The organism is Mediterraneibacter gnavus ATCC 29149 (assembly GCF_008121495.1).
Lineage (GTDB): Bacteria > Bacillota > Clostridia > Lachnospirales > Lachnospiraceae > Mediterraneibacter > Mediterraneibacter gnavus.
This window is the reverse complement of sequence record NZ_CP043051.1, coordinates 210,698-225,557: the sequence shown is the minus strand read 5'-3', so window position 1 is coordinate 225,557 and position 14,860 is coordinate 210,698. Positions and strand designations below refer to the sequence as shown.

The following is a 14,860-nucleotide window of genomic DNA, read 5'->3' as shown; positions in this document are numbered from 1 at the left end:
CTCTTTGATCAGGAGGAACAGTTATGATTTTAAAACAGTTATTGGAACGTTTGGAATATGAAGTAGTACAGGGGAGTGACAAGATCGAAATTACAACATTGATCAATGACTCCCGTAAAGTAGAAGAAGGATCTGTGTTTGTATGCATCAGCGGCGCTGTCTCAGACGGACATCAGTATGTAGCTGATGTGGCAAAAAAAGGAGCAAAAGCCGTGATCGTGCAGCAGGATGTAGAGGCACCGGCGGGAATGACTGTGATCCGTGTGGAAGACACAAGGTACGCACTCGCACTTGCTTCTGCCGCTTATTTCGGCTATCCGGCAGAGAAGCTGCACATTATTGGAATTACAGGGACAAAAGGAAAGACGACCACGACCTATATGATCAAATCCATTCTGGAGGGAGTCGGACATAAAGTAGGACTGATCGGAACCATTGAGGCCATTATCGGAGAGGAAGTGATTCCGGCAGCGAATACGACACCGGAATCTTATACCATTCATCAGTATTTTGCTAAAATGGTGGAAGCCGGCTGTGACAGCGTGGTCATGGAGGTGTCATCCCAGGGACTGATGCTGCACCGGACAGCAGGGATTCCGTTTGAAATCGGGATTTTCACAAATCTTGGAAAAGATCATATCGGACCGAATGAACACAAGGATTTTGAAGATTATAAAAGATGCAAAGGCTTACTGTTCCAGCAGTGCAGGGTTGGAATTGCCAATGCAGATGACAGGTATTTTAAGGATGTATTTAAAAATGCTACATGTAAAGTGGAGACATTTGGTTTCTGCAAAGAGGCGGATCTGCGGGCTGAAGATGTAAATCTGGTGTCCAGACCGGGATATCTCGGTGTGGCATATCATGTGGCAGGAGTCATGGATTTTGATGTGGAGATTGATGTACCGGGAACATTCAGTGTTTACAATTCACTGACAGCGATTGCAGTGTGCAGACACTTTGATGTGCCGAAAGAGCACATTCAGGCGGCTTTGAAAAAGGCGAAGGTTAAGGGCAGAATCGAGATGGTGAAAGTGTCTGATGAATTCACTCTGATGATCGACTATGCACACAATGCCATGAGTCTGGAGAGTCTTTTGACCACGTTAAAAGAATATCATCCAAAACGTCTGGTATGTCTGTTCGGATGCGGTGGAAACCGTTCCAGAGACCGACGCTTTGAGATGGGAGAAGTGTCCGGCCGTCTGGCAGATCTGACGATCATCACTTCCGATAATCCGAGATTTGAAGAGCCGCAGGCGATCATCGATGACATCAAAGTGGGAATCGAAAAGACGGACGGAGCGTATGTGGAAATCATAGACAGGAAAGAAGCCATCCGTTATGCGATCACACACGGGCAGACCGGGGAGGTGATCGTGCTTGCAGGAAAAGGGCATGAAGATTACCAGGAGATCGAAGGTGTGAAGCATCCGATGGATGAGCGGGTTCTGATTGCGGAGATCTTAACAGAACTGGAAGAGGAACAGAAAAAATAAGCAGGGGAAATGGATTGTTTGCAGATATTATTGTAGATATAAAACATGAAAAACTGGATCGGATCTTTCAATATCGAATTCCGGAGTGGTTAAAAGAAGAGCTGAATGTGGGAATGGAGGTTGTGATTCCGTTTGGGAAAGGCAACCGGCAGACGAAAGGCTATGTGGTAGGAATTTCAGAGACTTGCGACTATGATCTTTCCAAAGTCAAGGAGATCGAAGATATTTCCAGAAATAGTGTAGAGATCGAGGCGAAGCTGATCGCGCTGGCGGCATGGATGAAAGAACATTATGGCGGAACGATGATCCAGGCACTCAAGACGGTATTGCCGATCAAACAAAAAGAGAATGCCAAGATCAAAAAGTATGTCCGTCTGCTGCTTGGCAAAGAACGGGCAGAAGCGCAGCTGCATTATTATCAGCAGAAGAATCAGAAGGCGAGAGCAAGACTTCTGGAAGCACTTCTGGAGGATCCGGTCATTGAATACGAACTGATTACGAAAAAACTGAATATTACGCGCAGTGTCGTCAATGCATTGGAAGAACAGCAGGTGGCAGTTCTGGAATCAGAGCAGGTGTTTCGAAATCCGGTGAAAGAAAAAGAGCAGAGAGCAAAAACTCTTGTGTTTACGGCAGAGCAGGAGCATGCGATCGAGTGCTTCTGGCAGGAGTACAGCAGAGATGTGCGGGCAGCTTATTTGTTGTACGGTGTGACCGGCAGTGGAAAAACGGAAGTTTATATTGAGATGATCCGCCGGGTGGTCAGTGAGGGAAAACAGGCGATTGTCCTGATTCCTGAGATTGCACTGACGTATCAGACAGTGATGCGGTTTTACCGGCGTTTTGGAAATCGGGTATCCATCTTAAATTCCAGAATGTCTGCCGGAGAGCGTTATGATCAGTTGATGCGGGCAAAAGCGGGAGAGATCGACGTGATGATCGGCCCGCGGTCCGCCTTGTTTACACCATTTCCGGAGCTGGGGCTGATCGTTATTGATGAGGAACATGAAACAACTTATAAAAGTGAACAGATACCAAGATATCATGCCAGAGAGACTGCCATAGAGCGGGCAAATCTGGAACATGCCAGCGTAGTACTTGGCTCGGCAACCCCGTCTCTGGAAGCAATGTATCGCTCAAAAAACGGGGAGTACCGCCTGCTGGAATTGAAGAACCGTTCGGGAATGCAAAAGATGGCGAGCGTCTATGTAGCGGATCTCAGGCAGGAGTTAAAAGAAGGCAACCGTTCGATCTTAAGCCGGCATCTGCAGGAGTTGATGGAAGACCGGCTGGAAAAACAAGAACAGATCATGTTGTTTTTAAACAGGAGAGGGTATGCAGGGTTTCTTTCCTGCAGAGAGTGCGGCCATGTGGTAAAGTGTCCGCACTGCGATGTTTCGCTGTCGTATCACAGAAACGGAAAGATGGTCTGTCATTACTGCGGATATGAAGAACCAAGGACACCTGTCTGCCCGGAGTGCGGCTCCAGACATATCGGAGAATTTCGGGCAGGAACACAGCAGATCGAAGACATTGTAAAAGCACAGTTTCCGCAGGCAAGAGTTCTTCGTATGGACATGGACACAACAAGACAGAAAGACGGCCATGAAAAAATCTTGTCTGCATTTGCGAATGGAGAAGCAGATGTACTGGTCGGAACGCAGATGATCGTAAAAGGACACGATTTTCCGAATGTTACGTTAGTTGGTGTGCTGGCGGCAGATATGTCGTTGTATTCAGATGATTATCGTTCCGGGGAGCGCACCTTCCAGCTTTTGACACAGGCGGCAGGGCGAGCCGGACGGGGGCAGAAAGAAGGAGAAGCTGTGATCCAGACCTACACTCCCACGCATTACAGTATCGTAACCGCCGCAGCACAGGATTATGAGGCGTTTTATGAGGAGGAGATCCGGTATCGGCAGATCATGGGATATCCCCCGGTAGAAAATCTGCTTGCAGTTCTGGTAAGCTGTGAGGATGAGGTGCTGTTAGAGACAGGGTGTAAGTATTTAAAAGAGTTTTCGATCCGGATTGCTCCGAAAGAAACTGCGAAGATCATCGGACCTGCAAGTCCGGGAATCGGAAAGATTAATGATGTGTATCGCAAAGTAATCTACATAAAAGATGAAAATTATGATACACTTGTGAGGATAAAGAACGGATTGGAACAATATATTGAAGTAAATCCGGGATATCGCAAGATGCGGATTCAGTTTGATTTCAATCCGATGCATGTTTTTTAAAAGATAACAAAGAATAAATAGAAGGGAACAGTGAAATTATGGCAATCAGAGAAGTCAGGATCATGGGAGATGACATTTTGGAAAAACAGTGCAAACCGGTCACAAAGATGACGATGCGCACAAAAATTTTGATCGAGGATATGCTGGATACGATGTATGAAAAATATGGTGTGGGACTGGCAGCACCTCAGGTGGGAGTCTTGAAGCAGATCGTTGTGATCGATGTGGGAGAAGGCCCGATCGTGCTGATCAACCCGGAGATCATTGAGACATCCGGAGAGCAGACAGGCGAAGAGGGATGCTTAAGCCTGCCGGGCAAATGGGGGATCGTGACAAGACCAAACTATGTGAAGGTACGTGCACTCAATGAAGAAATGGAAGAAGTGGAACTGGAAGGCGAAGGTCTTCTTGCAAGAGCATTCTGTCATGAGATCGATCATCTTGCAGGACATATGTATGTAGAACGTGTGGAGGACGGACTGCATGATGTAGAACCACCGGAAGAGGAGGTAGAATAGATGCGTGTGATTTTTATGGGAACACCGGATTTTTCGGTGGGAACACTGGAAGCGCTGATTGAAGCCGGGCATGAGGTGTGTCTGGCAGTGACGCAGCCGGATAAGCCAAAAGGAAGAGGCAAGGAGATGCAGTTTCCGCCGGTGAAAGAGGCGGCACTTTCTCATGGAATCCCGGTATTTCAGCCGATCAAGGTAAGAGAAGCGGCCTGTGTGGAAGAACTGGCAGGATATAAGGCAGATGTGATCGTAGTGGTCGCTTTCGGACAGATTCTTCCGAAAGCAATTCTGGAACTGACACCATATGGATGTGTCAATGTACATGCGTCTCTGCTTCCGAAATATAGAGGAGCGGCACCGATCCAGTGGGCGATCATTGACGGAGAAGATGTGACAGGTGTGACCACCATGCAGATGGATGAAGGTCTGGATACGGGTGACATGTTGCTTAAGACCGAAGTGCCGATCACGGCAGAAGAGACGGGAGAGAGTCTTCATGACAAATTGTCAAAAGCCGGAGCAGCACTTTGCGTGGAGACATTAAAAGCACTGGAAGAAGGAACCATCGTTCCTCAAAAACAGGGAGAGACTCCTACACATTATGCAAGTATGTTGAACAAAAAAATGGGAAACATCGATTGGAATGCTTCCGCAGAAGCAATCGAGAGACTGATCCGGGGATTAAATTCCTGGCCGAGTGCGTATACACACTGGGAGAATAAAGTGGTGAAGATCTGGAGTGCAAAAGTCTCAAAAGAGCAGACGAAGGCACAGCCGGGAACGGTTACAGATGTGACAAAAGACAGTTTTTCTGTGCAGACAGGAGATGGAACTTTAATCGTACAGGAATTGCAGATTCCGGGAAAGAAGAGAATGAAGACAGATGCATTTTTAAGAGGATATCATCTCGAAGAAGGAACGTTGTTTCATTCATAAATAAAAGGATTGGAGGAAGAGCATGTTTTTTTACTATGATCCTACTTATATATTAGTGATTATCGGAGCCGTAATATGTATGGCAGCTTCGGCGCATGTCAACAGTACCTATCGAAGATATGCACAGGTGCGGAGCCGGTCCGGTATGACAGGGAAGGATGCAGCAGAGCGAATCCTGCATGCAAACGGGATTTATGATGTAACAGTACATCACATTCCGGGCAATCTGACAGATCATTATAATCCGGCAAATAAGACGCTGGGGCTTTCTGATGCAACCTATAACTCAGCATCGGTGGCCGCCATCGGTGTGGCTGCGCATGAATGCGGGCATGCAATCCAGCATGCGAAAGGGTATGCGCCTCTTCAGATCAGAGGTGCTCTGGTACCTGTTGCGAATTTCGGCTCTATGGCAGCCTGGCCGCTGATCATTATCGGATTATTCATGAATGGAAATACAGCAAGTCTGCTGATCAATCTCGGAATTTTGCTGTTTTCGGCTGCAGTGCTGTTTCAGATCGTGACATTGCCGGTAGAATTTAATGCCTCCAGCCGTGCAATCCGTATTTTGGAAACATCCGGAATGTTATATCCGGAAGAATTAAGTCAGACAAAGGCAGTGCTGCGGGCGGCAGCGATGACGTATGTGGCAAGTGCCGCATCTATGATTCTGCAGCTGCTTCGTCTGTTGATCATAAGCGGAGGAAGAAGAGATGACTAAACAGGTGACAGAGAGAGAACTGGTGCTGGCGATCCTGATGGAGGTGACACAGCAGAATGTCTACAGCCATCTTGCATTGAATGCCGTCCTGGAAAAATATCAGTATCTGGAGAAAAAGGAACGCGCATTTATCACGAGAGTGACTGAAGGAACACTGGAGCACATGATCGAACTGGATTATATTTTGAATCAGTTTTCCAAAGTGAAGGTCAACAAGATGAAGCCGGTTATCCGCAATATTTTGAGAAGTGCTGTATATCAGCTGAAGTATATGGACAGCGTGCCGGATTCGGCAGTGTGCAACGAGGCAGTAAAGCTGGCAGTGAAAAAAGGATTCGGCACCCTGCGTGGATTTGTAAACGGAGTGCTCCGCAATGTGGCGCGAGGTCTGGATCAGGTAGAGTATCCCACAGAGGGGATCGAACGGCTGTCTGTTGTGTATTCCATGCCGGAGTGGATTTTAAAATTGTGGAAGAAGACTTATGATCTGGATGTGATCGAATCCATGCTGCAGGCCTTCCAGGAAGAGACACCGGTGACGATCCGGTGTAATCTGGCAAAGACAACGCCGGAAAATCTGAAAGAAAGCCTGCAAAAGGAAGGGGTTACGGTAACGCCGCATCCATATCTGTCCTACGCGTTCTGGATTCAGGACTATGATCATCTTTCAGAGCTGGAAAGTTTTCAAAAGGGAGAGTTTTATGTCCAGGATATCAGTTCCATGCTGGTGGGAGAACTCGCAGATCCAAAGAAAGGGGATCGGGTGATCGATGTCTGTGCGGCACCGGGCGGAAAAGCACTTCATGTTGCAGAAAAACTGCGGGGAACAGGAAGTGTAGAAGCCAGAGATCTAAGCCTGTATAAAGTAGGATTGATCACGGAAAATATCGAGAGAAGCGGTCTTACGAATATTCACGCAGTACAAAAAGATGCGACTGTCTGTGATGCGGATGTAAAAGATGCGGCGGATCTTGTGATTGCAGATCTGCCCTGTTCCGGATTAGGGGTTCTTGCAAAAAAGACAGATTTAAAATATAAAGCAACCGAACAGAGCACCAAAGAGCTGGCAGGACTGCAGAGGGAGATTCTGAAAAATGCTGCGTCCTATGTCCGGCCGGGAGGAACGCTGATCTACAGCACCTGTACGATCAATCCGGCAGAAAATATAGAAAATGTACACTGGTTTTTAAAAGAATTTCCGGAATTTGTACTGGATCCGATCGCGGACAGACTGTGCAGCACTCTTCAGAATAGTGTGGAAGAAGCAGGATGTCTGCAGCTGCTCCCGGGAATTCATAAAAGTGACGGCTTTTTTATTGCCAGATTTGGAAAGAAATAAAAGGATAGAAAAAGGATGAAGAAAGATATTCGCGCATATACATATGAACAATTGGCCGCAGAGATGGAACAGATCGGGGAAAAGAAATTTCGTGCAAAGCAGATTTATGAATGGCTGCATGTAAAGCTTGCTGACAGTTTTGAAGAGATGACGAATCTCTCCAAAGCGCTCCGGGAAAAACTGGAGGCGGAATATGAGATCCTTCCGGTAAAAATGCTGGAGCGTCAGATTTCGAAGATTGACGCAACGAATAAGTTTTTATTTCAGCTTTCTGACGGAAATGTGGTGGAAAGTGTGCTGATGCGCTACAAGCACGGAAATTCCGTCTGCATTTCTTCTCAGGTGGGCTGCCGGATGGGATGCAGATTCTGTGCTTCTACCATCGGTGGGCTGGAGAGAAATCTGTCGCCGTCTGAGATGCTGGGGCAGATTTATCAAATCCAGAAGATCACAGGAGAAAGAGTCTCCAATGTTGTTGTGATGGGAACCGGAGAACCCATGGATAATTATGAGAATTTCCTGACATTTGTCCGTATGCTTACAGATGAACACGGACTGCATATCAGCCAGAGAAATCTCACGGTTTCCACCTGTGGGATCGTGCCGAAGATCCGCGAGCTTGCCATGGAGCATCTGCAGATCACACTGGCACTTTCTCTGCACGGCTCTACTCAGGAAAAGAGAAAGCAGCTCATGCCGGTGGCAAATAAATATGACTTGCAGGAAGTGCTCAAAGCATGTGATTTTTATTTTCAGGAGACAGGAAGAAGGGTGACTTTTGAATACAGCCTTGTTCACGGAGTGAATGACACACAGGAAGATGCAGAGGAACTGATCGGAATCTTAAAATCCCGCAACTGCCATTTGAATCTGATTCCGGTCAATCCGATCAAAGAGCGTGATTTTCAGCAGCCTTCCCGTAAAAATGCGTTGAATTTCAAAAATAAACTTGAAAAAAGCGGAATAAATGTTACTATAAGAAGAGAAATGGGCGCAGATATTGACGGCGCCTGTGGTCAGCTCAGAAGACGCTATGTAAAAACAGAGAATGAGTAAAGGAGAGAGCGTATGAAGACATTTTCCATTACAGATGTTGGGATGGTAAGACAAGTGAATCAAGACTATGTCTATATGACAGACAATTCTCTGGGACCTCTTCCGAATCTGTTTGTTGTAGCAGACGGAATGGGCGGTCATCAGGCAGGTGATTATGCTTCTAAGTATACAGTGGAAGTTTTAAAACGCGAGCTGGAGAATACCAGTGAGCAGGACGTAGAGAGAGCGCTTGTTTCGGCGATCAAGACAGCCAACAGAGAGATCATCAAAAAAGCTTCCGAGGATCCTCATTTAAAGGGGATGGGGACTACGGTAGTACTGGCAACGATCGTCAACCAGATGATGTATTTTGCAAATGTGGGAGACAGCAGGCTGTATCTGATCAATCAGGGTATCGTACAGCTTACAAAAGACCATTCTCTGGTGGAAGAGATGGTACGCCTTGGCGGGATCAAGCCGGAGGAAGCAAAGCATCACCCGGATAAAAATATTATTACGAGAGCAATCGGTGCAAAAGACAGCGTAGAGGTTGATTTTTATGAGCACCGTCTGAAAAAGGGAGACATCATTCTGATGTGTACAGACGGACTCAGCAATATGGTGGAGGATGAAGAGCTGTTCCATATTGTACAGGGGGGCAGAGATATTGTGGAATCTGCACAGTCTCTGGTAGAAACGGCAAAAGAGAACGGTGGTACGGACAATATCGGGATCGTACTGGTAGAGCCGTTCGCAGATGAGGTGAGTATATGTTAAAAGAAGGTATCTTTTTAGGAAAGCGCTATGAGATCCTGGATCGTATCGGTTCCGGCGGTATGGCGGATGTGTATAAGGGCAAAGACCATAAGCTGAACCGGTATGTGGCGATCAAGGTGCTGAAGAGCGATTTTCGCTCAGATGAGACTTTTATCAAAAAGTTCTTAAGCGAAGCTCAGGCAGCAGCAGGTCTGATGCATCCGAACGTAGTCAACGTATATGATGTGGGGCAGGACCGCGGAGTTTATTATATGGTGATGGAGCTTGTGGAAGGCATCACATTAAAAGAATATATCGAGAAAAAAGGCAGACTCTCTGCAAAAGAGACGATCAGCATTTCCATTCAGATGGTGACGGGAATTCAGGCAGCCCACAACCAGCATATCATACATCGGGATATCAAACCGCAGAATATCATTATTTCAAAAGACGGAAAAGTAAAGGTTACAGATTTTGGAATTGCAAGAGCAACGACTTCGTCCAATACGATCAGCACCAGCGTGATGGGATCGGTTCATTACACATCGCCGGAGCAGGCAAGGGGCGGCGTGGTAGATGAAAAAAGTGATATTTATTCTGCCGGTATCAGTATGTATGAAATGGTGACAGGGCATGTTCCGTTTGATGGCGAGTCTACGGTCACTGTGGCGATCAAGCACTTGCAGGAGGAAATTATTTCTCCAATTGTGGAAGTGCCGGATACGCCAAAGAGCCTGGAGAAGATTATTTTAAAATGTACACAGAAGAGTCCTATGTATCGGTATCAGAACTGCGAAGAGCTTTTGCTTGATCTGAAACGGGCACTGGTAGATCCGCAGGGAGGATTTATTTCAAACGGACCAAAAGTGAACAATGTGGATGAGACTGTGGTCATGGATACGCAGGAGATCGCAAGAGTTCAGAATCGGGATTATGACGGTGAGGACTATGATGATCCGGACGAATCCTATGACGACGAGGAGTATGATGATGATTCATACGATCGAAGAAATCGTCGGGAAGATGGCAGAAAAGGCAAAAAAGAAGAAGTCGATCCACAGATGAAAAAGGTCACAAAGATTTTGATGATCGTTGTGGCAGTTATTGTTGCGATCGGAGTGATCTTTGGAATCAGTAAGGCAGTCGGCGGATTCATGCCTGGCAAGGTAGTGACCGAAGAGAAGGAAAAGAAGGTTTCTGTACCGGATATTCGGGGAATGACGGAAGAAGAGGCAAGAAAAGCACTCACAAAGAAGAACATCGGATATCAGTCAGCAGGTCAGGTCGCTTCAGACAAATATGAAAAAGGCGAGATTGCGGAACAGGATCCAAAACCAGGAGAAAAAGTAAAAGAGAATTCGACGGTCACTGTGAAGATCAGCAGCGGACCGGCAGAAAAAACTGCCAAAGTACCGGATGTAACAGGAAAATCTGAGGCGGATGCACAAAAGCAGCTGGAAGACAAAGGGTTTGTTGTGGCATCTGAGACAGATTACAGCGACAGTGTGCCGCAGGGATATGTGATTTCCACAAATCCGACAGCCGGAACAGAGTGGGCAGAGGGCAATACAGTGACAATGGTTGTCAGCATGGGCAAAGAGAAGATCAGTGTACCGGATGTATCCGGTGCGGATCCGGACAGTGCCCAGACTACGCTGCAGGGAGTGGGACTGACACTTGGAAGTGAAAGCTCCAGTGAGTATAGTGATGAGTATGAGGAAGGCACCATTATCCGGACAGTGCCGGCAGCCGGTGAACAGGTGGAAAAAGGAACGACTGTCAATTATGTCCTGAGCAAAGGCAAGAAGACAGAGACTGTAGAAGTACCGACTCTCTCCGGTCTGACAAGAAGTCAGGCAGAAGCAAAGCTTTCCGGATTAGGTCTGACAGCGAATGTGACAGAATCTTATGATTCTACTGTTACAAAAGGATATGTAATCAGTCAGTCTGTGACACCTGGAAGTCAGATCGAAAAAGGGTCAACAGTTGATATTGTGGTCAGTCTCGGACCGGAAAATGTGACACCGGATCCGCCGACAGACGGAGATAACAATAATGGAAATGACAGCGGATCAAACGGTGGTTCATCGTCAGGAGCGAACCACTGACAGCAGAGGAAATTATGCAGGGAAAAATAATCAAGGGAATTGCCGGATTCTACTACGTAAACGTAGTAGAATCCGGTGTTTATGAGTGTAAGGCAAAAGGCGTGTTCCGAAAAGAGAAGATCAAGCCTTTAGTAGGGGACAATGTCCGAATAGAAATACTGGATGAAGAAAATAAGACAGGGAATATTGTGGAGATTTTTCCCAGAAAGAATGAGCTGATCCGTCCGGCAGTGGCAAACATCGATCAGGCACTGGTGGTGTTCGCAGTGACAAAGCCGACGCCGCATTTCAATCTTCTGGACCGGTTTCTGGTCATGATGGAGCGAAAAGAGATACCGGTAGTTTTGTGTTTTAATAAGAAAGACATTGCGACCAGTCCGGAAATTGCAGAATTAGAAGCAATCTATGAGAAATGTGGATATCCGATCGTATTTACCAGTGCACTGGAGCAGGAGAATATAGAAGAAATCCGTCGTCTTCTGCTGAAAAAGACAACGGCGATCGCAGGACCTTCCGGAGTCGGGAAATCGTCTCTGATCAATCTGCTTCAGAATCAGGTGCAGATGGAAACCGGAACGATCAGCAGAAAGATTGAACGTGGAAAGCATACCACAAGGCATTCTGAGCTGATCGCAGTAGATGCGGATTCCTACATTATGGATACGCCGGGATTCAGCTCGCTTTATGTCAATGATTTTGAAAAAGAAGAATTGAAGTACTATTTTCGGGAATTTGCTTCCTATGAAGGGCAGTGCCGGTTTCAGGGATGCGATCACGTGCATGAACCGGGATGTGCGGTAAAAGAGGCGCTGGAAGAGGGAAAAATCCATCCGATCCGATATAAAAATTATCTGGAGATGTATACAGAATTGAAAGAAAAGAAGAGGTATTGATTTATGAAAAACAGAATTGCACCATCGATTTTGTCGGCAGACTTTAAAAGACTTGGCGAGCAGTTAAAAGAGACAGAAGCAGCAGGAGCGGAGTATATCCATTTTGATGTGATGGATGGAATGTTTGTGCCGAGTATTTCTTTCGGAATGCCGGTTCTTGCATCCATCAAAGGGCATACACAGCAGGTGATGGATGTGCATCTGATGGTTACAGAGCCGATTCGTTATGTGGAAGATTTTGCAAAAGCAGGAGCTGATATTCTGACGGTTCATGTAGAAGCATGTGAGAATCTGGTGGAAACTGTGGATAAGATCCATGCATGCGGAATGAAGGCGGGAGTATCGATTAAACCGAATACACCGGTATCTGCACTGGAACCGGTACTGGATAAAACGGAGATGTTTCTGATCATGTCTGTAGAACCGGGATTTGGCGGACAGGCATTTATTCCGGAGTCGTTGGACAAGATCAAAGAATTAAGAAATCTGCTGAATGCAAGAGGGATCCAGGCAGACATTGAAGTGGATGGAGGAATTTACCACAGCAATGTCAAAGAAGTGCTGAATGCGGGAGCGAATGTGATCGTGGCAGGCTCTGCTGTGTTCAAAGGAAATGTGGCAGAGAATGTAAAAGGATTTATGGAGATTTTAAGCGCCAATGAATAGATGGACTGTGATCGTAAGCGGCGGGATGCTGGAAGAAGAATTTGCAAGATCTGTTCTGGAAAATCCGGAGATTGAGTTTATCATAGGAGTGGACAGAGGACTGGAGTTTCTTTACAGGCATGAAATCTGCCCGAATTATATTGTGGGAGATTTTGACAGCGTATCCGGTGAAATTTTAGGGTACTATGAGAAAGAAACAAAAGTGCCGATCCGCAAGTTCAATCCGGTCAAAGATGCCTCAGATACAGAAATCGCACTGCGTTTGTGTCTGGATCTGGGAAGAAAGAATATCCTGATCCTGGGGGCGACCGGAAATCGGATCGATCATATATGGGCGAATGTGCAGTGTTTAAAAATCGGACTGGATGCAGGAGCAGATGTGCGGATCGTGGACAGTCGTAATCGGATCCGGCTCTTGGACCGGGAGATCACACTTTCAAAGAAAGAGGCATACGGACCGTACTTTTCGGTGTTTCCACTGGGAAAGAGTGTGGAGAAATTTAATATTGAGGGCGCGAAGTATCCGCTGAAAAATCATAAATTAACGGCGTATGACAGTCTCTGTGTAAGCAATGCATTTGCAGAGGAGGCGGTCAGGATCACGTTTCCGGAGGGAATCGTGATCCTGATGGAGACGCGGGATTAGAGGAGGAAATAGAAAAAATGAAATTAGGAATCGTTATTATGAGGCCAATTTCATAAATGTCCATATAAGTTGTTAAATGCCTTTAAATGCTGATAGCTAGAGCATTTAGCGGATTTTAGACGTGGATAAAACTCTATATAAATTCATGTAAGTTTTTGAAAAATGGCCCACTTTGTGGCCCACTGACTTTTTGATCGAAGTCCTAATATGGTAAGAAGAAGCGCCTGTATGAGCGCTTCTTTTTTGGAAAAATATTGTAAATATTTTAAGTGATTCTTTGCTGGAAAATTATGAAGTGGCTACAGCTATTAACGAAGTATAAACAATAGTTGCTATTTGTAAAATTCATTGCTATGATATTTATGGAAATGATATAAATAACGGAAAAAGGTTGAGCTTTTACGATGAAAAAGAAACTTACAATAGATGAGCAAATTGAAGATCTCAAGAAAAAAGGAGTTACTTTTGAAATAATGTGTGAAGAGGATGCAAAAAAATTTCTTCGCTACAATAATTATTATTTCAAATTGAAATCATATGCAAAAAATTATCCTATTAATCCGAAAAATGGTAAGTATGTAAATTTAGAATTTGCGTACTTAGTGGAATTGTCGAAGCTAGATATGTATCTTCGAAAAATAATTTTGGGTATGTGTTTAGACGTAGAGCACATACTAAAAACAAGGATGTTATATGATGTCAGTCGAAATGAAAAAGAAGATGGATATAATATTGTCAAAAAATATTTTTGGGCATATCCTAATACAAAGATAGAAATACTACAGAAAGCAAATTCATATAATTTCACATCTGATTTAGCAGAGAAACATTCAATGGATGAGGAATATTCCGTTTGGAATTTGGTTGAATTATTATCATTTGGGAAATTTGTGGAGTTATATACCATATATTATCAAGAGTATAAATCAGCAAATTACAGTGATTATTTACAATCTATTAAATTTTTAAGAAATGCGGCAGCTCATAGCAATTGTTTGATGAGTTCAATTATGAAACCTAAGGGAGAGAAAAAATTTCGAAAGACCATCAAGTTGACAAATGCATTATCTCAGGCTCAAAAGGAAATTAGTTTACATGCTCGTAGTAAATATATGGCTTATCCTGCATTTCATGATTTTGTAGCACTGCTATTTGTTTATAATGACCTTTTAAAGGAGGCTGCTAACCGTAATATGCGTGATAAAACAATGGATGAATTGTACCATTTTTTCTGTGAAAAAGATGGAAGAGTTTTGAAGTACAAAGAGTATTTTGAAAAAAATCAGGTTATTGCTGAAGCGTATAAATTCATTAGTGGAGTAATACAATATATTAAGAAGCAAAATAATAATCCAAAACATAAAAGGTACTTGAAAATTTAGTAGAAAACATATTGACTTTGTGAATGAAATTGGGTAATATATGCACATAGAACAAAAACTTTCGAGGTTTTTATCAGAAATGGTGCTTGCACCAAGTCTGGGTTTGAAAAAAGTCCGTTAC

Annotated in this window: 13 protein-coding genes; all 13 read left to right on the top strand. The window is 44.9% G+C overall.

Features of this window, described 5'->3' with window-relative positions; all coding sequences use genetic code 11:
• The first annotated feature begins 23 nt into the window (after positions 1-23).
• The 13 genes from FXV78_RS00945 to FXV78_RS00885 all read left to right on the top strand — a co-directional run bounded on the left by FXV78_RS00945 (position 24) and on the right by FXV78_RS00885 (position 14,739).
• Positions 24-1,499, top strand: a complete 1,476-nt coding sequence (locus tag FXV78_RS00945) for a UDP-N-acetylmuramoyl-L-alanyl-D-glutamate--2,6-diaminopimelate ligase (protein WP_004844476.1) — start codon at positions 24-26, stop codon at positions 1,497-1,499.
• 14 nt (positions 1,500-1,513) lie between these two features.
• Positions 1,514-3,742 (top strand): replication restart helicase PriA, encoded by a 2,229-nt coding sequence (gene priA, locus FXV78_RS00940; RefSeq protein ID WP_004844475.1) that lies wholly within the window; start codon positions 1,514-1,516, stop codon positions 3,740-3,742.
• Between the two features lie 38 nt (positions 3,743-3,780).
• A complete protein-coding gene (gene def / locus FXV78_RS00935; protein WP_004844474.1) occupies positions 3,781-4,260 on the top strand; it encodes a peptide deformylase in 480 nt (159 codons plus the stop codon).
• Positions 4,261-5,193, top strand: a complete 933-nt coding sequence (gene fmt / locus FXV78_RS00930; RefSeq protein WP_004844473.1) for a methionyl-tRNA formyltransferase — start codon at positions 4,261-4,263, stop codon at positions 5,191-5,193.
• A 22-nt stretch (positions 5,194-5,215) separates the two neighbouring features.
• Positions 5,216-5,914, top strand: a complete 699-nt coding sequence (locus tag FXV78_RS00925; RefSeq protein WP_004844472.1) for a zinc metallopeptidase — start codon at positions 5,216-5,218, stop codon at positions 5,912-5,914.
• The gene (rsmB, locus tag FXV78_RS00920) at positions 5,907-7,253 is read left to right on the top strand and encodes a 16S rRNA (cytosine(967)-C(5))-methyltransferase RsmB (RefSeq protein WP_004844471.1); all 1,347 of its coding nucleotides are present in this window, start codon (positions 5,907-5,909) and stop codon (positions 7,251-7,253) included. The genes FXV78_RS00925 and rsmB overlap by 8 nt, the downstream gene beginning before the upstream one ends.
• A gap of 15 nt (positions 7,254-7,268) precedes the next feature.
• Entirely contained in the window at positions 7,269-8,309 is a 1,041-nt protein-coding gene (gene rlmN / locus FXV78_RS00915; RefSeq protein WP_004844470.1) for a dual-specificity RNA methyltransferase RlmN, read from the top strand.
• Between the two features lie 12 nt (positions 8,310-8,321).
• The gene (locus FXV78_RS00910) at positions 8,322-9,065 is read left to right on the top strand and encodes a Stp1/IreP family PP2C-type Ser/Thr phosphatase (RefSeq protein ID WP_004844469.1); all 744 of its coding nucleotides are present in this window, start codon (positions 8,322-8,324) and stop codon (positions 9,063-9,065) included.
• Positions 9,059-11,152, top strand: coding sequence for a Stk1 family PASTA domain-containing Ser/Thr kinase (gene pknB / locus FXV78_RS00905; protein WP_004844468.1), 2,094 nt, complete (start codon positions 9,059-9,061; stop codon positions 11,150-11,152). Before FXV78_RS00910 ends, pknB begins: the two co-directional genes overlap by 7 nt.
• 14 nt (positions 11,153-11,166) lie before the next feature.
• Positions 11,167-12,045, top strand: coding sequence for a ribosome small subunit-dependent GTPase A (rsgA, locus tag FXV78_RS00900; protein WP_004844467.1), 879 nt, complete (start codon positions 11,167-11,169; stop codon positions 12,043-12,045).
• Positions 12,046-12,048: 3 nt separating this feature from the next.
• Positions 12,049-12,711, top strand: coding sequence for a ribulose-phosphate 3-epimerase (rpe, locus tag FXV78_RS00895; protein WP_004844466.1), 663 nt, complete (start codon positions 12,049-12,051; stop codon positions 12,709-12,711).
• Positions 12,704-13,357 (top strand): thiamine diphosphokinase, encoded by a 654-nt coding sequence (locus tag FXV78_RS00890; protein ID WP_004844465.1) that lies wholly within the window; start codon positions 12,704-12,706, stop codon positions 13,355-13,357. The genes rpe and FXV78_RS00890 overlap by 8 nt, the downstream gene beginning before the upstream one ends.
• 404 nt (positions 13,358-13,761) lie before the next feature.
• Positions 13,762-14,739, top strand: coding sequence for an Abi family protein (locus FXV78_RS00885; protein WP_004844464.1), 978 nt, complete (start codon positions 13,762-13,764; stop codon positions 14,737-14,739).
• Positions 14,740-14,860: the final 121 nt, after the last annotated feature.